The organism is Citrobacter sp. CRE-46 (genome assembly GCF_059615875.1).
This window is the reverse complement of the sequence record NZ_CM184341.1, coordinates 915,614-935,717: the sequence shown is the minus strand read 5'-3', so window position 1 is coordinate 935,717 and position 20,104 is coordinate 915,614. Positions and strand designations below refer to the sequence as shown.

Annotated in this window: 16 protein-coding genes; 1 reads left to right on the top strand and 15 read right to left on the bottom strand. The window is 51.7% G+C overall.

The features are described from left to right. Nucleotides 1-64: 64 nt before the first annotated feature. The 4 genes from pgaD to pgaA are packed head-to-tail and all read right to left on the bottom strand — an operon-like array spanning nucleotide 65 to nucleotide 6,392. Entirely contained in the window at nucleotides 65-571 is a 507-nt protein-coding gene (gene pgaD, locus AC534G_RS04530) for a poly-beta-1,6-N-acetyl-D-glucosamine biosynthesis protein PgaD (protein WP_034167704.1), read from the bottom strand. Next, nucleotides 568-1,902: a poly-beta-1,6-N-acetyl-D-glucosamine synthase gene (pgaC, locus tag AC534G_RS04525; RefSeq protein WP_034167705.1), complete on the bottom strand. Its 1,335-nt coding sequence runs from the start codon at nucleotides 1,900-1,902 to the stop codon at nucleotides 568-570. The genes pgaD and pgaC overlap by 4 nt, the downstream gene beginning before the upstream one ends. Then, nucleotides 1,899-3,920: a poly-beta-1,6-N-acetyl-D-glucosamine N-deacetylase PgaB gene (gene pgaB, locus AC534G_RS04520; protein ID WP_174330197.1), complete on the bottom strand. Its 2,022-nt coding sequence runs from the start codon at nucleotides 3,918-3,920 to the stop codon at nucleotides 1,899-1,901. Before pgaB ends, pgaC begins: the two co-directional genes overlap by 4 nt. Nucleotides 3,921-3,929: 9 nt before the next feature. Next, entirely contained in the window at nucleotides 3,930-6,392 is a 2,463-nt protein-coding gene (pgaA, locus tag AC534G_RS04515) for a poly-beta-1,6 N-acetyl-D-glucosamine export porin PgaA (RefSeq protein WP_110496935.1), read from the bottom strand. 807 nt (nucleotides 6,393-7,199) lie between these two features. Between pgaA and AC534G_RS04510 the strand changes: the two genes are divergently transcribed. Continuing rightward, nucleotides 7,200-7,736 carry a GNAT family N-acetyltransferase gene (locus AC534G_RS04510; protein WP_087856770.1) on the top strand — a complete coding sequence of 179 codons (537 nt, stop codon included), beginning with the start codon at nucleotides 7,200-7,202 and terminating at the stop codon, nucleotides 7,734-7,736. Between the two features lie 183 nt (nucleotides 7,737-7,919). On the opposite strand, the gene AC534G_RS04505 is transcribed toward AC534G_RS04510, so the two are convergent. From AC534G_RS04505 to AC534G_RS04455, 11 genes are all read right to left on the bottom strand, one after another. Next, nucleotides 7,920-9,359: an anion permease gene (locus AC534G_RS04505; protein WP_038633412.1), complete on the bottom strand. Its 1,440-nt coding sequence runs from the start codon at nucleotides 9,357-9,359 to the stop codon at nucleotides 7,920-7,922. 95 nt (nucleotides 9,360-9,454) lie between these two features. After that, nucleotides 9,455-12,049 carry a bifunctional aconitate hydratase 2/2-methylisocitrate dehydratase gene (gene acnB / locus AC534G_RS04500; RefSeq protein WP_110496933.1) on the bottom strand — a complete coding sequence of 865 codons (2,595 nt, stop codon included), beginning with the start codon at nucleotides 12,047-12,049 and terminating at the stop codon, nucleotides 9,455-9,457. A 17-nt stretch (nucleotides 12,050-12,066) separates the two neighbouring features. Beyond that, nucleotides 12,067-12,615 carry an RBBP9/YdeN family alpha/beta hydrolase gene (locus AC534G_RS04495; RefSeq protein WP_038633418.1) on the bottom strand — a complete coding sequence of 183 codons (549 nt, stop codon included), beginning with the start codon at nucleotides 12,613-12,615 and terminating at the stop codon, nucleotides 12,067-12,069. Between the two features lie 27 nt (nucleotides 12,616-12,642). After that, nucleotides 12,643-13,518, bottom strand: coding sequence for a triphosphoribosyl-dephospho-CoA synthase CitG (gene citG / locus AC534G_RS04490; RefSeq protein WP_110496932.1), 876 nt, complete (start codon nucleotides 13,516-13,518; stop codon nucleotides 12,643-12,645). Then, nucleotides 13,493-14,032: a citrate lyase holo-[acyl-carrier protein] synthase gene (gene citX / locus AC534G_RS04485; protein WP_110496930.1), complete on the bottom strand. Its 540-nt coding sequence runs from the start codon at nucleotides 14,030-14,032 to the stop codon at nucleotides 13,493-13,495. The genes citG and citX overlap by 26 nt, the downstream gene beginning before the upstream one ends. 5 nt (nucleotides 14,033-14,037) lie before the next feature. Beyond that, nucleotides 14,038-15,558: a citrate lyase subunit alpha gene (gene citF / locus AC534G_RS04480; RefSeq protein ID WP_199981030.1), complete on the bottom strand. Its 1,521-nt coding sequence runs from the start codon at nucleotides 15,556-15,558 to the stop codon at nucleotides 14,038-14,040. 28 nt (nucleotides 15,559-15,586) lie between these two features. Next, nucleotides 15,587-16,462 (bottom strand): citrate (pro-3S)-lyase subunit beta, encoded by an 876-nt coding sequence (gene citE / locus AC534G_RS04475; RefSeq protein WP_038633430.1) that lies wholly within the window; start codon nucleotides 16,460-16,462, stop codon nucleotides 15,587-15,589. Continuing rightward, nucleotides 16,462-16,752, bottom strand: coding sequence for a citrate lyase acyl carrier protein (citD, locus tag AC534G_RS04470; RefSeq protein WP_110496928.1), 291 nt, complete (start codon nucleotides 16,750-16,752; stop codon nucleotides 16,462-16,464). Before citD ends, citE begins: the two co-directional genes overlap by 1 nt. Before the next feature lie 24 nt (nucleotides 16,753-16,776). After that, nucleotides 16,777-17,844, bottom strand: coding sequence for a [citrate (pro-3S)-lyase] ligase (gene citC / locus AC534G_RS04465; RefSeq protein ID WP_110496926.1), 1,068 nt, complete (start codon nucleotides 17,842-17,844; stop codon nucleotides 16,777-16,779). A gap of 18 nt (nucleotides 17,845-17,862) precedes the next feature. Continuing rightward, complete coding sequence (locus AC534G_RS04460; RefSeq protein ID WP_038633441.1) at nucleotides 17,863-18,726, bottom strand: fumarylacetoacetate hydrolase family protein; 864 nt, start codon at nucleotides 18,724-18,726, stop codon at nucleotides 17,863-17,865. Nucleotides 18,727-18,797: 71 nt separating this feature from the next. Beyond that, the gene (locus tag AC534G_RS04455) at nucleotides 18,798-20,042 is read right to left on the bottom strand and encodes an MFS transporter (RefSeq protein WP_085048773.1); all 1,245 of its coding nucleotides are present in this window, start codon (nucleotides 20,040-20,042) and stop codon (nucleotides 18,798-18,800) included. Between the last annotated feature and the right edge of the window lie 62 nt (nucleotides 20,043-20,104).

The window sequence follows — 20,104 nt, the reverse complement described above, 5'->3', positions numbered from 1 at the left end:
TTTATTGTCTGAGTCTAATCATAGACCGATGCGAGGCTGAAGGAAGTGGCGGGTAGCAGAAATATCACTCGGGCCTTTTCTGTAACAATGGCTCCCGCTCCGGCGGCAAATATTCCAGCATTGCAGGCGTCGGCGGCGGCAGGCGGTTATCGGCGATGTGCTTGTCCACATCGATATGACTGATTTCGCCATTCTCATGGTGATGGACCGTCAGCACCCTCGCTTTGTTCAACTCTGTAACCAGTTCACGGGTAATACGTAAACTTTCCGCCAGCTCATGGTCTTCCAGTCCTGGTCTGCGACTGCGACGCTCCACCCGAAAACGAAACTGGTTGTATTTCGCCCAGCCGATCAGCACCAGTCCGTTGACCAGCGCGACAAGGATGTAAAACGTGACCGTATCCAGCGTGGTGAAAAAGGGACGCACGCCCATATACGGTGAATGCGCCAGGGCCGTAATCAGCCCTTTGTAGATTAAGTATAAAAATCCAACCCAGGCAAAAATCGTTAACAGAACGTCAATGATGCGCGGCAGCAGACGCCGCTCCGTAAAGATCAGCGGCTGACTCATGATTCGATCCTCCCTATTCCACGGTCAGGACTCACCCAGCGCGCCCTGCCGCGTTTGCGTTTGAGCATCACTTTCGGGAATGACACCAACGTGGTAAACAGGCTCAACAGCCAGTACACCACCGGGAACCAGATTATCCAGAACAATGAGGCGCCAATGCCTTTTTCATAGCGTCGTTCAATCATCAGGCTTATCGCAAACTGTATTAAGCAGACCACGCCGAGAATAAGTCCGGTAAAGGCTGGCGGGAACAGATGTTGAACATACAGCGAGTCCGGCATCGGGATCATCAGTCCCAGCAGGAACAGCACGATACTGATCGCATAGGCAAATGCCCAAGTGGTAGAAAAGCAGAACTCGAAAAATAGCGGCCACATGCGACGGAACTCCCACGACCACAGACGGCGCATGTTAACAATAAACACCTCCGCCCCGCCTTGCGCCCAGCGCAGGCGCTGCTTCCACAGCCCTCTTAACGTTTCAGGCATCAGGATCCAGCACAGCGCGCGCGGCTCAAAGAATATCGACCAATGGCGCAATTGCAGTTTCCAACTGATATCGATGTCTTCGGTGATCATGTCCGGGCTCCAGTACCCCACCTCGGCCAGCGCACGACGACGAAACGCCGCAACTACGCCAGAGACGCTAAAGATCTGACCATAGACTCGTTGAGTACGCTTAATTAAGCCGATAATGGAAGAGAACTCACCGACCTGCACACGACCGATTAGCGTGGAACGGGTGCGAATACGCGGGTTGCCGGTTACCGCCCCAACGCGTGGGAACTGGATCAGCGGAGCGACCAGATACGCCACGGCATCGCGATCCAGTAACGCATCGCCATCAATACACACCAGGTAATCGCTGCGCGCAGCGGCCGCGCCCGTTTTGAGCGCCAGCGCTTTGCCCTGGTTTTCAGCCAGATGAATGACGCGCAGGCTGGGGTACTCAATCGCCAACTGTTCCAGAACATCGTGCGTATCGTCCGTTGAACCGTCGTTAATGGCAATCACTTCGATATTCTTGTAGCGCTGTGCCATCGCAGCGCCGATGGTTTCCCGCGCGTTGATTCCTTCGTTAAAGCAGGGGATCAAAATGGAAACCAGCGGATTTCCCTCCAGCGTCGGTGGCGGTGTATCGTCTCCCCATTTCCAGTGACGCTCACGATAAAACCAGAAATAGACCCCGCCGCTTATCCATAATGCAGACATGAATAAAGGCCAGAAGAAGACGAAGTTCAACATGACTTCACCTGTAAAGATGACAGCCACGCCAAACGGCAGGCTGAACATCAGGCAAAGTATCAGGAAAGCAATAATGCGATCGGTCATTTTTGCGGGTACCAGTATGAGGAGAACGTCGAGCGAATCTCTGACATCTCAGGTTTGTCGCTGATGAAATCATCCGGATAATAGCCGTAGTTACCTGCACCACTTAGTTTCAGTTGGCGCATCCATTCGGCTATTTGTTTTCCACTGATTTCTGCCTCGTCCCCGGATTTACGCCAGTCTCGTGCCTGCAGTTCAAACACGGTTTTGTCCAGCGCGCCGGGCGTTTGTGCAACGGCATTGACTAATCTGTCGAGCCAGGCATTGGCATCATTAGCCGGGATCTGCTCCATGAATGGCATCGCCATGGGTGCCGTCCAGTCATAGGTATTGAGGAAATCATTCAGGTTTTGCGCAAACCAGGCTTCGCTTTCAGGCTCCAGTACCGGCATGGCGTATATATTGCGGGCAGTTTGCACCTGCGGACCGCGAATATTGCGTACCGATTGCGTCAGTTGCTTAGTAAAGTCGATCAGCATCTTACTTTTCAGGCGCGTCCAGCGTTCGAAGGTTTGAGGGTTGCTACGGATTTGCTCAATACTTCCCGGAAGCCCTGCGGCGCGGTAGGCGGCTAACGCCTCCGGTGACGCATCTTCAAAGTCCGTCAGGAAAGCATCGTCGTGGAACAAAATCCCTTTGAAGCTGGCATGCTTCGCCAGGTCTTCATAGATTTCAGTGATACGTTTACGCGCTTCGCTGTCCCAGGGAGACAGACGCACATAGTTCTCGTGATTGATCGCAGTGCGTCCTGTTTTCGGATCCCATGCCGTCACGCGTGGAATGGAAGCATCGAGGTCGAAAGCCAGTACCGGCATCCAGGCATATACCGTCACCCCGGCCCGCGTTTGTAACTGCCAGGAGATATAGTTAAAGAGATCGGCACGCATCGGCAGCCAGCGGTTAGGGAAATAGAGTTCGCGAATATTCCCGTCGCCTTTAGGATCGGCGTACGCCTGCAGGAAGACATGAGAAATACGCATGTCATAAACACGCTGGATCAGCTTGTCGATGTTTCGCTTCTGCTGGGCAGGATCTTTGTCATACACGTAATCCAGATCGACGTGCATCACACGCATCGTTTGTGGTTCACGTACCTGAGCGACCTGACTGGCAAAGCGCTTGAGAGACGGGTTATCAGAGATCAGTACGCGCGGGATATCATCAAGAAACGCAGCGTTCGCCAGCCCTTCATTGAGCGTAAAGGCCATCTTATAGCCATGTTCTTTGGCCAGGTTTAAGGTGGTGCCGTTAGCCGCACCATAAGGCCACACCCACGCGCGCGGCGATTTCCCGGTTACCGATTTAATCTTATTGGTGATCAGCGAGATATCAGTATTAATGCGACGATTGTACTGTTCGTCGGTTTCGTAAGTCCCGGTTTTCTTATCGAAAAGGCGATTCGCCACCGCAGGTTCCTTGCTTCCTTGCGGGTTCGCCTCAGCGCCGAAATGCGAGTTCCAGGTGTGCGCCCCCACTTCCACCAACGGCGATTTGCCCATTTCCTCGACCATCTTCCAGGTGGCAAATTTATCTCGCGCCGTCATTAAGCCGCCAAAATCGACTTTTTTATTGGCTGGAGAATCAACCCAACTGCCCACTGGAGCCCAGAGCGCAGGCCAGTTGTAGGCTTTCAGCAGCGGCCAGACGCGGGTATAAAAACTGCTGTATCCGTCGTCAAAGGTGAGTAAGACCGCTTTTTCCGGCAACACAATTTTACCGTCATGAGCGTCCAGAATTTGCTGCACGCTAATCGGGTTATAGCCATTATCACGCAGCCAGGCCATTTGATCGCTCAACGCGCTGGTGCGCACGGAGAGGTAGCGCTGGTCGGCGGCGCCATCCTCAACATCATGATAGCCGAGCACCAGGAAGCTGTTTTTCGGCCATGGATGATCTGCCGTCAACGGCGTTCTCTCTGCGGGAGGAACATAGCGAGGCGTTGTATTGTGCGCGCTACTGCACGCGGTAATCATCAACCAGCCAGCGATTAATGCGCTAAGCCACAGGCATCTTTTCAGCATGAACAATCCTTAAAACCTGACATTTAAATCGAAAGCGAGGGAGATATTCCGCTCACGTTTACCGTCATAGGGGCGTTTATCCCAAACCAGCATCACCCCGCCATCTACGACGTTGTTCCATTTGAGCCGTTGTCCATATCCCACCTGAACGATAGCGCCAACGTCTTCACCTTGCTGCCAGTAGCCACCCACTCCGGCTATGCCTTGCTGGGTCCACACGGTGTCATAATGGCGGTAAAGAACCTGTTCCGCGCTCAGGCCTGGCACAACGGAAAAATCACTCTTAGGGTTGTAATACGGCACATTCTCTTTAGTGTTGGTGCTCCCACCGATACCCGGGGTAAAGTCCAGCGTAAAGCGCGGCGTGGTCCACATGCGCTCTTTTCCGCTCAGCCCATATTCGATGCGATCGTTACCATCCGAGAAATGTGATGCGGCAAACGACAATTGGTATTCACGTCGTTCGTTTTGATACCAGCGAACAAACAAATCGCCGCTGTTGGCATATACGCCGCTACGCAGCGCGCGCAGTGGCGTGTTGCGCGAAAGACGCTCGGCCGAACCGCCCACGCGCCAGTTATCGTTGAAATCATGCCAGGCGGAAAGACGACCGCCTATTTTCTGCCCATCGCCATAGTTTCGGCCAGACACTTCCATTTCGGCCCAGTAATCACGGGAAGTCCATTCCGCACCAGCCGCCAGATCGCGGCTAATCCCTTTCCCTTCCTCAAACTCGCCGGTCGCGAAGTTGAATCCGGTAAACAGTCGCCAGTTGTCATTAATTGGCGGGCTGTAAATGGCCGTGTTGATGTTGAAATCATTCTTACCGCTGACCGGGCTATCGGACGAGATCCCCTGCGTGCCGCTAATACGTACTTCCGACATTTTATGCACATCACGCATGCGTGCGAGGCGCAGCGTCGCTTCATCATCCGGACTGCGAGCAATAACGTCATCCGTCAGTTCATCGGCCTGCTTCCACTCCTGGAGATCCAGCGCCACATAGGCCTGCTGACGCTCCAGTTCCAGGTTACTGGGCTCAATCACTTCCGCCAGCTTAAGCTCTTTCTCCGCCGCATGCGGCAGTCCACGGGCTTCAAGAACAGAAGCATAGGATATGCGCAGCCCTTGGTTACCCGAGCCTGTTCGCGCCAGATGCTCTGCGAGTTTTTCTGCCTCCGGCAGTTCATTGGCAGCGACATGATATTGCGTCAGCAGCGACTGTCCCAGCAGCCAGTTATCGTTTGGCTGCGGCGTTGGCGAACCATAGATGCGTCGCAGATATGGGCTGTCTTTAATTAACGCATCGACCTGTTTTTTAGCTGCATCAAAGTTTTCATTATCGATGTGCGCGTAGAACAGATCCTGTTGATCCTCAGGACCGAGCGGCGTAACCGGAATCGGTCCGTTCGGATAGTAGATGCTCATCAGCATCGCTTCGGTTTTTTCCGGCTGCCGTTCGCTTAACCATGCCGATGCTACCCAGCGTTTTGCGTAGTTTGGCACCTCGCCGCTCGCAGACAGCGATTCGTATTCACTAATCACTTCAGAAGTGCGTTTACGGACCAGCAAGGCGCCCATGCGGTCAATTCTGGCCCGACGGACATCATTCTGCGCAGAAGGCTCATCTTTCCAGGCAGTCAGCAACTGGTCATAACGGGCCAGCGCTTTATCGGCCACGATAAAACGCTCTTCTTCATTACGCGCAGAGGTATAAGAGGAACGTACCATTTCAGCCGCCGCATCAAGCTCAAGGCGACGCTTCACCGGATCGGCAGTTGGTACCACCTCTGCCATATTTAAGGCGGGCCCGGAAACGCGGTTTGCTGACAGCGCAGACAGTAATGTGGATTTTGCATTTTTGTTGCCTGGATCGACGTCATCCGCCTGGCTGGCAACTAACAATGCATCCCAGTTTTTTCCCTGCGAATGGTAGACATAGGCAAGTAGCGCATCAGAATCAGCCCCGGGATGCGCCTGCGCCCATTTATTCGCTTCAGTAAGGGCTTGCTGATTGTAGCGAGCATCCGCCAACGTCATTATCCAGCCGGTACGTACATCTACGTTATCAGGCTCTTCCTGTAAAACGCTTTCCCAGATGGCTAAAGAATCATTCCAGTTCTTCTGGTTGCGATATGCTCGTGCAGCGGCGACTTTGCCCCGGGCAGGTACATTCATCTGTCCACGATACTGCTGCCAGATTTCAATTGTGGTTTTATCGTTGTTATCGACCCAACTGGAAACTTGCAGCCAGTCGGCAACCTGATTTGGCGTTAGCGCGCTTTTCTTTCCCTGATCCTCAAGGAAACGTAATAGCGGTGCGCTATTACCTCCCCGCGCTTCAATAACCAAAGCGTCATAATCTGATACCGCCGCAGAGATTGGCATCGGGAAAAGAATGCTTGCCGTAAATAAACAGCTTACAGACTTAAAACGTTTAATGAAGTTGGCATGTCGACGCATACTTAACATATCTGCCCTTATATCTTACATCATAGTGAAAATAAGCGTTTTCAATAAGTTACAGTCAATCCCTGACGGTTGCCGACCATGTAAGACGCACTGCCGCTTATTTCGTAATAGGGTTATGAAGCAATTAATTCTTTCGTCTTATTGACTACCTGTGCCTCGTCCTCTAATCATTGGAAAGAAGGCATAAACTCGAGAATTTTATCACTCAGCGTAGTTCGTGGCTATGTAATAAGATAATGCTTAGGCAAAAAAAGGATTTTAGACTAAGTTATTCTAATACTCTTGGGATTGAATTCTGGATTTAGATTAATTTCCCGTGGAGAAGTCATGTGACGATGTTAACTATTGCCGGATGACATAACTACCCTCTGTAACTGTTCGCATGGTAACTATTTGGTATGAATAGAGAAAGTTCTGATAACAAGTGTTCAGATAACAAGATAAGCACTATAACGTATTTTTAGGTTGCAGGCAGTGTTGATGAAATAAAATTAAGGGTACAGCCGCAATAATAATTAGGTACAGTGATAATATCATGATATTAAAGTACTTTATTAATTTATGATTGAACGTTAGTATTTTCCCATCCACCAATGTCGGTGTGGGAAATTATCAGTTTTCCTATTTAACATTTTATTTATCACCCTGACTTGCTATCGTCAGCATCAGCCACAATCAATTCTTTACCCTTACAATTAACAAGCCTAATTTCATTATGAACTGGTGATTGAAGCATAACTTTTTGCGCTTACCTTCCCTTCAGACTTTCAGGTAATCTGAAAAAAGACGCCAATGGGAGCTGGTCTAATGAAAATCGTTAATGCAGAAGAAAAACACATCCCCGCCATACGCGATATCTATGCACACCACGTTATTCACGGTACTGGCAGCTTTGAAACCGCCCCACCGGATACCCACGAAATGCTGGCTCGTCTGGAAAAAATTCATAGTCTGGGGCTGCCGTGGGTTGTCGCCCTGCAGGAAGACAAGGTCATCGGATATTGTTATCTCACTCGTTATCGTGAACGCTACGCTTACCGCTATACCCTCGAAGATTCGATTTACATTGACCCGGCGGCACAGCGTCAAGGGGCGGGAAGTGCGTTACTGCGCCATGTTATTGACTGGGCCGAAACGCACGGCTATCGACAATTAATTGCCATGGTCGGTGACAGCAATAATCAGGGATCGTTAAAAGTTCATCAGCAGGTCGGATTTACAGAAATAGGCACGCTGAAAGACGTTGGCTTCAAGCATGGTCGCTGGCTGGATACAGTTTTGCTGCAACGCGCTCTGGGGGAAGGGAACAGTACACTACCAGCGGATGTCGATGCGGCTATTTAACTTTTCTAAGGGATGACTTCAGGAAAAGGAAATCTGGAGCGGGCGAAGGGCTGAGAGCAAGCCACGTAATTTATTGCTTACGAATACGTCACAATAGTGATGTGGTCGGGTGGCGGCTACGCTTGACCCGACCTACAGTTTTAGCCTTTCCAGCCAAAATTAGGCGTAGCCGCCACCGGGCGATTAAGACTGCAGCATACCGTGCTGTATCAGGAACCCCCACCAGGGAATACCGACGAGCATGTGAAGCACAAACGTGCACAATGCCACGATAGTACCGATTGTCCACCACGACTTAATGTCATTATACCCTGCGGCAAAGATAATCGGCCCCGCCGCGCCACCATAGTGAGTGATGCAACCGCCGTAGGAGTTGGAAAATAGGATGGCAAGCGCCAGCAAAACAGGTGCCGTTCCGGTGACCAGGCCTACAGTGGCAAAGACCGGTACCATTGCTGCGACGTATGCCCCGCCGGAAGCAAAGAAATAGCGCACCAGCACGCTGAGAAACACAATAATCACAATAGTCATATTCCCGGCACTGAGAAAATCCAGATGTGCTGACATGAAATCGGCCAGCCAGCGGAAAAATCCCTCCTTGCTCAGGGTTGCGCTCAGACCAATGATGCCCCCGTACCACATCAGGGTATTCCAGCCACCTTTATTTTTCTGGACATCACTCCAGCCAATAATATTAAACAGCAGTGCCGCTCCCATTGCGATAATGGCGACCGCAGATTCATTGAGTCCAAGTTTACGTGAGAAGATCCAGCCCAATAATGCAGCGACAAAAATGACCACCAACCCTTTCTCTTTGAGGCTCATTGCCCCAAGACTTTGAAGTCCGTTGGTCGCAATAGCGACATTATCAATTTTTTTAATTTCCGGGGAAGCAACCCGGTAGCAGATATAGGGAATGATACACAGCATCAATAACCCCAACGGTGCTGCCGCCAGCATCCAGCCGATCCAGCTAATATGAATATGAAAGATATCTGAAATGAGCTGTAGCGCTAACGCGTTACCGGCAAAGCCCGTTAAAAACATATAGCTGGTCGTTTTCGTGACCATATAGACGTTGACCATTAAATAACGGCCAGCTTTGCTGGGTGACTCTTTTGGCGTTGAGCCCAATACTGTCGCGATGCTGTTAATAATAGGGAAAACCACCCCACCTGCCCGCGCGGTATTTGAGGGCGTCGCAGGCGCCAACACCAAATCCAGCAAGGCGGTAACATACCCCAGTCTCAGCGTCGTACTGCCAAATTTAAGGATAAACCAGTATGCAAGCCGTTTCCCGAGGCCGGTAGTGACAAATGCCGCACTCAGCGTAAAGGCACTAAACACCAGCCAGGTGGTGCCTGACGCGTACCCGCTCAGCACATCCAGTGATTTGACGGGTGAATCCGGAAATTTTGTCACGGTAAAACAGGTTAACGCAACCGCAACCAGCATAATGACGGGTTCAGGATAGGGTTTAATAACCAGCCCAACGATAGCGGATAAATATATTCCTGCCAGTATCCACGCCTCTTTAGTTAATCCATCAGGCGGAGGAATAAATATTGATAATAATATTATCACGGCAAGCAAGATTGTTTTTAAAATATTCGATTTAAGCATATCTCACCCATGAGAAAAGGGTCCCTGAATAGCAGAGGCCGCTCCGCAGAGGAGCCTCCACACACTAAATACATTTATTAAACAAATGATAAATATTACAAATTCACAACCTTGATATTATCGCCTTCCGTGATTTGATATTCACCTAAGGTATCAAAACTGAGATAGCGATAGATATCCTCATGTGCGTCATAAAGCTTATCGGTATAGCTAAAATATTCTTCAACGGTGGGCATTTTACCCAACATGGCCGCGACGGTGCTTAATTCTGCGGAGGCAAGAAATACTTTAGCATTCGTTCCCAGACGATTCGGGAAATTTCGCGTCGAGGTCGATACCACGTTACTCCCTTCGCGAACCCTCGCCTGGTTTCCCATGCACAGGGAACAGCCCGCAGGCTCGATTCTCGCCCCTGATTTAATAAACTGACTAAAATAGCCTTCACGGGAGAGTTGTTGGGCATCCATTTTAGTCGGCGGCGCCAGCCACAAGCGCGCCTGGTTTTCGCTGCCACCGGCCATGATTTTACCCGCAGCGCGGAAATGACCAATGTTTGTCATGCAGGAACCAATGAAGACCTCTTCAATGGGCGTGCTGGCAACCTCAGTAAGTAACCGGGCATCGTCCGGATCGTTCGGGGCACAGACTACCGGTTCGGTGATTTCATTAAGATCAATATCAATGACAGCAGCATATTCCGCGTCAGGATCGGCAGACAGCAGCGACGGGCTAGCCAGCCATGCCTCCATCTCAGCAATACGGCGTTCAAGCGTGGCGGCGTTCTCATAACCCTGCTTAACCATCCAGCGCAGCAGGGCCGCATTGGAGCGCAAATATTGCGCGACATTGTCTTCCGCCAGACGCATAACGCAGGCCGCAGCGGAGCGCTCGGCAGAGGCATCAGCCAGTTCAAACGCCTGCTCTGCACTCAACATTTCCAACCCTTCAATTTCGAGGATCCGGCCCGAGAAAATATTGCGCTTATTCTTTTTCTCGACCGTTAACAGCCCCTGCTTTTTGGCATACAGCGGAATGGCATGCACCAGATCGCGCAGGGTGATCCCTTTCTGCATCTCGCCCTTAAAGCGCACCAGTACTGATTCAGGCATATCCAGCGGCATAATGCCCGTCGCGGCGGCGAACGCCACCAGCCCGGAACCACCAGGGAAGGAGATCCCCAGCGGGAAGCGAGTATGGGAGTCAGCGCCTGTACCAACCGTGTCCGGCAGCAGCATGCGGTTAAGCCATGAGTGGATAATGCCGTCGCCCGGTTTCAGCGCAACCCCGTTACGGCTGGTGATAAACTGCGGCAGGGTTTCATGGAGTTGAACATCTACTGGCTTAGGATATGCAGAGGTGTGGCAGAACGACTGCATCACCAGATCGGCTGAAAACGTGAGACACGCGAGGTCGGTTAGCTCGTCACGCGTCATCCCGCCGGTGGTGTCCTGAGAACCCACGGTCGCGATCTTCGGCTCGCAATACTGTCCAGGTCGGATCCCTGCGACGCCGCAGGCTTTACCCACCATTTTTTGTGCAAGCGTAAAACCTTTCGCGGAAGGCGCAACTAACGCGGGCTTGCGGAATACCTCGGAAGGCGCCAGCTTCAGGGATTCACGCGCTTTCGCCGTCAGGCTGCGTCCGATAATCAGCGGGATACGCCCGCCGGCGCGCACTTCGTCCAGTAGCACCTCGGTTTTCAGGGTAAAGGTTGTCACCAGCCGCTGGCTTTCTGTTTCACGAATTTCGCCCTTGTAGGGGTAAAGATCGATCAGCATTCCGGTCGTCAGCGCAGAGACATCCATCTCTACCGGCAAGGCACCGGAATCTTCCAGGGTGTTGAAGAAAATAGGGGCAATCTTGCCGCCAAATACAAACCCGCCGTTACGTTTATTCGGCACGTACGGAATATCGTTCCCGATGTGCCACAGGATGGAGTTGGTAGCGGATTTACGTGATGATCCGGTCCCCACGACGTCACCCACGTACACCAGCGGCCAGCCGCCCTCTTTTAGCGCTGCCAACTGACGGACAGGACCACGCACGCCGGGTTCATCAGGCACAACCCCTTCCCTGACGTTACTGAGCATGGAGAGCGCGTGCAGCGGAATATCCGGGCGTGACCACGCCTCCGGCGCAGGAGACAAATCGTCGGTATTGGTCTCACCGGGAACCTTAAACACCTTCAGGGTGATTTTTTCAGCCATGGCCGGACGGCGGGTAAACCATTCGGCATCAGCCCAGGACTGCAGCACCTCTTGTGCCTGGACGTTACCGCTCAGTGCTTTGGCCTCAACCAGGCTGAATTTTTCGAAGATCAGGATCGTAGAAGAAAGCTGCTGCGCGGCCAGCGGTGCCAGATCGGGATGCTCAAGAAGATCGATCAGTGGCTGGACGTTATAGCCGCCCTGCATTGAGCCCAGCAGCGCCGTTGCTGCTTCGGGAGTAAGCCCGTCAACACGGTATTCCTGCAACGCCACCTTAAATAAAAACTCGGCTTTTAACTTTGCCGCAGGATCGACACCCGGTGGTACGCTATGGGTCAATAAATGAATTAATTCCGGATGATGTACGGGTGCATCATTGATTAAACGTTGAATCAGTGCATCAGTTTGTTGCGCTGTTAAGGGTTTCGCCGGAATACCCGATTCAGCACGCGCATGCTGGTGCTGATTATAATCATCTAACATAGGTTCTCCTGTTAAAGCTAAAGTTGTTCACAAAATTCTGTTAAGCGTTCGAGTCCGTACGGCCATTCGCCAAAGCCAGACTCGGCATTAATATGTCCCGCCTCCCCGATATCGATTAAATGCCCCTCCCAGCAAGCCGCCCAGAACTGCGCGCGCGAGAAAGGCATCAGGGGATCATTTCTGCTGGCAAACATCAGGCAGGGAACGGGTAAAGACGCGGGTTGAATGGCCTCTTCAAGGCCGAAAAACGCGGGTTCTGCCGGTGCGACCATAACGACCCCGGCGACGTTTACCCGGCGCGTTTGCAGTAACCTGCACGACGCCAGCGCGCCAAAACTATGGCCGACGAGAATGGCGGGCAGCGGAGAAAGCGCCAGCTCGCGGGTAATGGCGGAAACCCAGTTTTCAATATCAGGTTCTAGCCAGTTTTTTTGCTGAATCCGCCTCCAGAAAGGAAAACGTCGTCCCCAGCAGCTTTGCCAGTGATATTCATCGCTGTCTCTCAGACCCGGCACCAGAATAAGGGTATAAACGTTTCTGAGCTGCTGCAGGCGTTGTTCAATCATGACGTTTTCCTGTTACGCTATTCGCGATTATTCGGCTGGAAATTGCGACAATAACCATCCAACGGCGATAAGATCTGCGCTACCGCCAGGGCTTAAATTCCGTTTGATAAATTCCGCGTCCATTCTGAATAACGCCTTGACTAATTTATCCGCCGTGAGACGCTGTATTTTTAATAATCGTCTGGCGTAACGTCTGGCGTAATTCAGCCCTGCGGTCCCTCCCCGAGAAACCAGATTGGTATCCGGATTTGCCGCCATCAGGCCCAGCAACATCCTCAGTAACGCCACCTCTTCGGATTCTCCCTGACGTAACGCGGTTTGCAGATGCGGAAGACCTGACTGGCGTACAGTGATGAAACCACTGGCGGCTTCCCCTCTTGCCCCGGTGAACCCGTATGCCTGAAACTGCTGCTCTCCCTTCGTTTTTGCGATACCGCTATTTTTCAATTCCTGCTCGACAATGCCGGTACAGATAAGGCTGGTCTCATGGCACAGGCTGCGTTGCGTGAGCGCGTCATGCCTTTGGGTAAGACGACCCGCCGCAGCACACAGCAGCCCCAGCGAGAAGATCCCCCCTTTATGAGTGTTCACCCCGCCGGTGGCGGTAAACATCGCCTGCTCACAGGCCAGGCCAGTCGGCCTTAGCGCCCGCAGCGTTTGCGGACCAGCAAGATAAGCAGTCTCTCTGCCTGTGTTGAAAAAGAGTGACAGCCAGGGGGCAATCGCCGCGATACTGGTTATGAACAGTGCGAAATTCATATCGCTATGCGCCCCGCTGTTTACGCGATCCACCAGACCCGGTTTCGGGGTTAAATTAATTTCCCGGTACAGGGCCTCGACAGCCAGCTCAGCAAAGGAGCGCTGCACGTCTGGTTCGTTAAATCTGGCAAGCGAAGTAGTCATCGGTTAACTCCTCGATCACGCGCGTTAGCTCGGCCTGCGAATGACGTCGCGAACGGGAACAAACATGAGCAGGTTCATGACAGATAAAGCATCTACGCATCGGCTGCTGGATGGCATTTCTTTTCAGCAGCCCCTTTTTCGGACAAAACACGTCGATATCCCACAGACGTCCCAAAGGATGGTTATCTTCCAGATGCGCCGTGACGTGTTTAATCATCCACGCGGGAGCCGCGACCGACCAGAGCGCTTCCGGCCCGGTGACCGGGTGCAACGCCTGATGCCGACAAACCTTCCACTGATGTGTGTGGAACAGCTCTCCGAGAGCCTGATTCGCAACGGCCATCACGCGCCTGGCCAGCGCGGTGTCCTTCACCTCGCCCGGCCAGACCAGCGTGACGGAAACCACGGTATGATCCGACTGAAACAGCCACGCCTGCTGCCGACGGGCTCGTTGCACCCGGGAAGCCAGAACCTGTTCCAGAGAGACACTTGCATTCGAGGCTTTATCCGTCATGGGACTTACTCCTTCACCTGGCGAACCACATCAATCACACTGCCGTCGCGGTAGCGCACCACACCAACAATTCGGTCAGTAAATTCAACCGCCTTAGGTTTGCCCGAGATCAGCAGTGCCTGTTGATACAAGGCTTCGATGTCGACGACGGGCAGTCCGGCGTTGATCAGACGTTCGCGGATTTCCGGGCGCGCCGGATTAACGGCAATACCGTGGTCGGTAACCAGAACGTCAATACTTTCACCCGGCGTTACCAGCGTAGTGACCTGCCTGACGACGGTAGGAATGCGGCTGCGGATCAGCGGGGCAACGACAATAGTGAGATTTGCCGCAGCCGCGACGTCGCAGTGTCCACCCGACGCGCCGCGCATTACGCCGTCGGAGCCGGTCAGGACATTGACGTTAAACTGGGTGTCTACTTCCAGTGCGCTGAGGATGACCACATCCACCCTGTCGCAGCAGGCGGCTTTTGCGGCCGGGTTCGCATAGACGTTAGTGGAGATTTCCACATGGTCGGGATTGATCGCCATGGAGGCTGCCGCCGCACCGTCAAAGCTTTGCGTATCGAGGATCTTTTCAATTAACCCTTTCTGATGCAGATCGACAATGCTGCCGGTGATTCCGCCCAGGGCGAACCGGGCCACAATATTGTGCTTGCGCATCCGGGTTTCCATAAAACGCGTACACGCCGTTGACGCCGCACCTGAGCCGGTCTGAATGGAAAATCCGTTGCGGAAATAACCTGAGTGTTCGATCACGTCGGCGGCAGAACGGGCGATCATCAGCTCACGTGGATTACTGGTGACCCTGGCGGCGCCTACGCTGATTTTTGCCGGGTCGCCGACGCTCTCAATCTGCACAATATAGTCAACCTGATCCTGAACGATACTGGCTGGCAAGTTGGGGAAAGGCTTCAGGGTTTCGGTGAGCAACACCACTTTTTTGGCATATTTTGCATCGACCATGGCGTAACCGAGGGAGCCGCACTGCGATTTGCCGCCATTGCCGCTGGCATTGCCATATTCATCGCAGCAGGAAACCGCCAGAAACGCGACGTCAATGGCAATTTCGCCCTTCTGAATCAAATTCACCCGCCCACCGTGGGAATGGATTTGTACCGGCTCGTCCATCAGACCGTGCGAAATTGCATCCGCCAGATCACCACGCATCCCGGAGGTATAGATTTTGCCGATCACGCCATTACGAATGTGTTCAATAAGCGGGGTATTGCATGACATTAACGAGCTGGACGCGAGCGTGATTCCTTTCAGGCCGCGCTGAGCCAGCTTATCCATCACGTAATTGATGACCTTATCCCCTTCGCGGAAGGCGTGATGAAAGGAGACGGTCATACCGTCATGCAGATCGCAGCGGGCCAGAACATCGTCCACACTGGCAAAAAGTTTGCGCTGGTACTTTTGCTGATGATCAGCAAGATAAGGCGTCGTCGCGTTCGCGCCGCTGAATGCGACGTACTCACGACGGGAGTCTGGAATGTGGTGCAGAGTTTCAGTTAGGTTTTTCATTATTCATCCTGTCGCTTGTAATGGGGGATTACTGACGAATGCCGGAAGCATTTTTGCGTTCGATAACCACGCGAGCATGGTTGATAATCGGCGCATCAATCATTTTGCCGTTCAGCGAAATCACCCCGAGTCCGTTGCGTTCCCCTTCCTCTGCAGCTGCAATCACGCGCTGTGCGTAATCCACCTCTTCCTGGGTTGGCGCGTAGGCGTTATGCAGAATTTCAATTTGTCGCGGATTAATCAGCGATTTTCCGTTGAAGCCCATCCGTCGAATCAGATCCACTTCCTTCAGGAAACCGGCTTCATCATTCACATCGGCGTACACCACATCGAAAGCGTCAATACCCGCCCCGCGCGCGGCATGTAATACGGCACAGCGGGCGTAAAACAGCTCAGTCCCGTCGCCTCGCTCAGTTTGCATATCCATCACATAGTCAAAGGCGGCCAGCGCAATCCCCATTAAACGGTCAGACGATTTCGCAATGGCGACTGCATTAATAACGCCAACGGCAGATTCGATCGCTGCCATTAATTTCGTTGAGCCGACAGGGCGCCCGCAATTTTCTTCAATGCGAACAATTTCGCGTTCAAGCTGGTGGATATCTTCCGGAGAGTCGGTTTTCGGTAAACGAATAACATCAACGCCCGCCCTGACGGCGGCTTCCAGATCTTTTAATCCAAAAGGTGTATTCAGCGGATTAATTCTGACAACGGTTTCAATATCTTTGTACATCGGGTTTTGCAGGGCATGAAATACCAGAAGGCGGGCGCTGTCTTTTTCTTTTAGCGCTACGGCATCTTCCAGATCAAACATAATGGAGTCCGGTTTATAAATATATGCCGTAGAAAGCATGGCGGCACTTGAACCCGGAATAAATAACATACTGCGACGTAACTTTTTCATTATAACTTTTCCCATGCAATATCTTCCCGAGCCGAACCTCTGAGCAGAGCAGCCTGTATACGGGCACGGATCACGCAATCCAGCGCGCCTTTATCATCAATAATGATCTGCCCTTGCTCGATGTTGAACGCAGCCAGGGTTTCATACACAACTTCGGTAATTCGGTCGCCGAACTGCTTATACACTTCGCTGTGAATGACCACATCCAGCCCGCTCTCGACGGGACTGACCTTCACCATAAGGTCACTGGACTCCAGCGTTCCCGCCATCGCGGCTTGTACAATTTTCATATCAGTTTTCCTGTGATAATGCGGTTAAACCGCTGCCGACAACGATTCGGATAAACGAGGCTGATGCTGTCCCCCGTTATTCAGAAACGCGCGCGTGGTGGCAGGCACCATACGACTGGCGGCAGCAATTTGGTTTTCTTTTAATAAACGACGAACGGCTGAAGCAGAGACCGGCACATCATTACCGTCCGTTCTTCGTTCTATTTCGTGTACGTGAATACAGGCCGCTGTACTCGTTGCATTTTCCAGCCAGTGATGCATCGCCCGGTTATATTCTGCGGTTAACTGACAGAATGGCTCCGTCCCCACAAAACGATGAGTGATATTCAGCGCAGGTGCGATGTAATTTCTGAACAGCATAAGATCAATTGCCGCGTAGACTTTATCTATCACCTGCTTATCTTTCAGGAAATAGCCTGGGAAGGTCCCGCGCGAAATAATATAGGCAGACCCCGGATGAACAGTGACATTTTTCAGATGCCGCGATCCGTCCCTGACCATCGCAAACCGTTCTTTAAACGAAAAAGCGGAGACATCTTCCTGAACCACGAAAACATGGAGCCAGTCGCACTGGCTTGCCGCATGCTCAATAAGATATTGATGGCCCAGCGTGAATGGATTCGCGTTCATCACGATCGCGCCAATATTTTTCCCCGGCACGAAATGGTGGCTACGCAACTGGCTGCAGTAACGATGAATACCAACCGGCGTATTCTCCATTAATGCCGCACAGTTATTGACGGTGACAAGCGGATAGAATCCGCATCCGCGAAACGACTTCACATTATCCGGACAGGTAAAAAGAAAGAGCTGATGTTCGCCGTTTTGTGCCGCCAGAAGTTCGGCCTCATGAATTAACGTCAGGATTAACGACGAGCCACGCCACCCGGAATCCACTGCGATGCATTTTAAGGTGTTACCCGCAATACCGGTGCAGGCAATAATCTGACGCTGGTAGAGTGCAACAATAAATTGCGAGATATCGTCATCAATGCCTAAACCGTTGCGTGCCAGGAAGCGGGCAACCTCCTCTCTGGCCTGAGCATTACCGGCTTTTATAACCTCAAATTCTGGCGTTCTGGCGGTGTACATCGTCTCTCTCCTGACCGTCTAAACAAGCAACGCTTCTTGCTGCGGTTGGGCTTCCACAATGGTATTAATCAGACGACCAATATTTTCGATTTCAACTTCAACCCGATCGCCATCGTGCATAAATAACGGAGGATTGCGTTTTTTACCGACGCCGCCAGGCGAACCCGTAATAATGACGTCACCGGCGCTGAGGGAGGTGAATGTGCTGATATAGGCGATAAGATCTGCCACTTTGTGGATCATGCTACCAGTGGAGTCGTTCTGAACCAGCATGCCATTCAGCCAGGTATGGATGGTCAACGCATGAGGATCGGGTATCTCATCCGCTGTAGTCATATAGGGGCCAAAAGCGCCGGTTTGCTTCCAGTTTTTACCGGCGGTAAACCACGCGTGCTGCCAGTCACGAACGGAGCCATCCATATAGCAGCTGTATCCCGCGACATGATTGAGCGCATTATTTACATCAATTCGGGTGCCCGGTTTACCAATGATGACAGCCAGCTCGCCCTCATAATCGAATTCTCTCGACAACTCAGGTTTAAGCACAGGTTGGGCATGACCGGTTTGTGAATCAGGAAAACGGATAAACAGCGTCGGGGCATTATTCGTCTCGGCAAACTCTTTTCTTTTTTCAGCGTAATTCATCCCAACGCAGAAAATCTTTCCTGGCTCTTCGATAACGGGCAAAAAGGTAATATCTTCAAGCGTAATATCCACAGGGCAATCGTTGTATTGCCTTGCGACGTCAACAGCATCCCATTGAAGAAGGTCTTTCAACGTCGCATATTGATGGCCGATTTTATTACCCAAATCGATAACGCCGAATTCTGTATAAATCCCGTAGCTTTTACGGCCCTGATGAATATAACTTGCTAATTTCATGATGACACCCGATTGATATACATACCTGTTTTTTGTTTACGCCCTGAGGCGTGAACAAATTGCCAAACTTTTTATTCTGCGGACTGGGCGGGCACCAGTACCGGTTTTGGACCGGATGCCAGATACGTTGCCACGACAACGCCAATGGCAAGCAATACCAGAATCAACCCGGTCATCCCCATCCAGCCCAGTGAATGGAAAACAAAACCGTTGATAAAACCAATCACCGAACCGCCCATGTAGTAAAAGAATAAATAGAGTGCAACGGCCTGGCCTCTTGCATGCGTTGCATTTTTACTTACCCAGCTCAAACCAATAGAGTGACAGCCGAAGAAACAGCCGGTAAAAATCACCGCGCCAACAATAAAGGTGATGACATTCGACGTCAGCGTCAGCAGCATGCCTAAGGCCATAATCAGAAAAAGCACACGCAATACTTTCATCGCGCCATATTTCGCACTTAAACGACCAGCCTGCGGAGCCGTAAAGAAACTCAGGGCGAAGCTAAAGGAGAGCAGACCTGCGTTTGCCGGTGAAATATGGAACGGCTCGCCTTTCAGGAAGAAGGCCAGATAGTTATAAAGCGAGGTAAATGCGCCGAAAATAATGAAGCTGATAACAAAAGCCAGCGCCAGATTTTTGTTTTTGAAATGCGATGCAGCCCCTTTCACCATACGCGTAATGTTAAGGTTTTGCGTTGGGGTGAAGTTTTTAGATTCAGGTAGTAAAAACTTAACCAGAATGGCAACCACAATCAAGCTGGCCGCAAAACCGTAAAAGATGGCATTTATTGAAACGTGATCAATAAGTTGGCTGGCAACAATACGACCGGACATGCCGCCCATGGAGTTACCGAAGACAAAATATCCCGTTACGATACCTGCCGCCACCGGGGCGACTTCTTCACTGATGTAGGCAGTGGCCGCCGCAGCGATACCACTCAGCGCCAGACCAATTACCGCACGTAGCGCCACCAGCATCGCCCAGGATTCCATCAGCGGACAGAGCAGCGTAAGAATACCGCCTAACAGGAGGGAGACAACAATTAACCGTTTTCTGCCATAATGATCGGATAATGTCCCAGTAAACAGCAATCCAATAGCCAGCAACGCCGTTTCTGCTGATAAGATAATACTCACCTGGCTGACAGGAACATTATATTCCACAGCAAGCGTCGGAAGCAGTGGCTGAATAAAAAACAGAGAAGCAAGTTCTGCAAGCCCGGATAATGCCAGGGCCAGAATCACGCGAATATGCGCTCCGGCTTTTACAGAATCTGAAGCTTTCAGGGTATTGTTAGCATGAGTTAACGCCATAATAACCTCGGTATTATTGTTAAGGTACAGAGTGTAATTTTTTAAGGCAGATATTTTTTATT

Bases quoted from the DNA above. Each gene is read 5' to 3' on its own strand.
- pgaD (WP_034167704.1), bottom strand. From the start codon at position 571: ATGAGTCAGCCGCTGATCTTTACGGAGCGGCGTCTGCTGCCGCGCATC.
- pgaC (WP_034167705.1), bottom strand. From the start codon at position 1,902: ATGACCGATCGCATTATTGCTTTCCTGATACTTTGCCTGATGTTCAGC.
- pgaB (WP_174330197.1), bottom strand. From the start codon at position 3,920: ATGCTGAAAAGATGCCTGTGGCTTAGCGCATTAATCGCTGGCTGGTTG.
- pgaA (WP_110496935.1), bottom strand. From the start codon at position 6,392: ATGTTAAGTATGCGTCGACATGCCAACTTCATTAAACGTTTTAAGTCT.
- AC534G_RS04510 (WP_087856770.1), top strand. From the start codon at position 7,200: ATGAAAATCGTTAATGCAGAAGAAAAACACATCCCCGCCATACGCGAT.
- AC534G_RS04505 (WP_038633412.1), bottom strand. From the start codon at position 9,359: ATGCTTAAATCGAATATTTTAAAAACAATCTTGCTTGCCGTGATAATA.
- acnB (WP_110496933.1), bottom strand. From the start codon at position 12,049: ATGTTAGATGATTATAATCAGCACCAGCATGCGCGTGCTGAATCGGGT.
- AC534G_RS04495 (WP_038633418.1), bottom strand. From the start codon at position 12,615: ATGATTGAACAACGCCTGCAGCAGCTCAGAAACGTTTATACCCTTATT.
- citG (WP_110496932.1), bottom strand. From the start codon at position 13,518: ATGACTACTTCGCTTGCCAGATTTAACGAACCAGACGTGCAGCGCTCC.
- citX (WP_110496930.1), bottom strand. From the start codon at position 14,032: ATGACGGATAAAGCCTCGAATGCAAGTGTCTCTCTGGAACAGGTTCTG.
- citF (WP_199981030.1), bottom strand. From the start codon at position 15,558: ATGAAAAACCTAACTGAAACTCTGCACCACATTCCAGACTCCCGTCGT.
- citE (WP_038633430.1), bottom strand. From the start codon at position 16,462: ATGAAAAAGTTACGTCGCAGTATGTTATTTATTCCGGGTTCAAGTGCC.
- citD (WP_110496928.1), bottom strand. From the start codon at position 16,752: ATGAAAATTGTACAAGCCGCGATGGCGGGAACGCTGGAGTCCAGTGAC.
- citC (WP_110496926.1), bottom strand. From the start codon at position 17,844: ATGTACACCGCCAGAACGCCAGAATTTGAGGTTATAAAAGCCGGTAAT.
- AC534G_RS04460 (WP_038633441.1), bottom strand. From the start codon at position 18,726: ATGAAATTAGCAAGTTATATTCATCAGGGCCGTAAAAGCTACGGGATT.
- AC534G_RS04455 (WP_085048773.1), bottom strand. From the start codon at position 20,042: ATGGCGTTAACTCATGCTAACAATACCCTGAAAGCTTCAGATTCTGTA.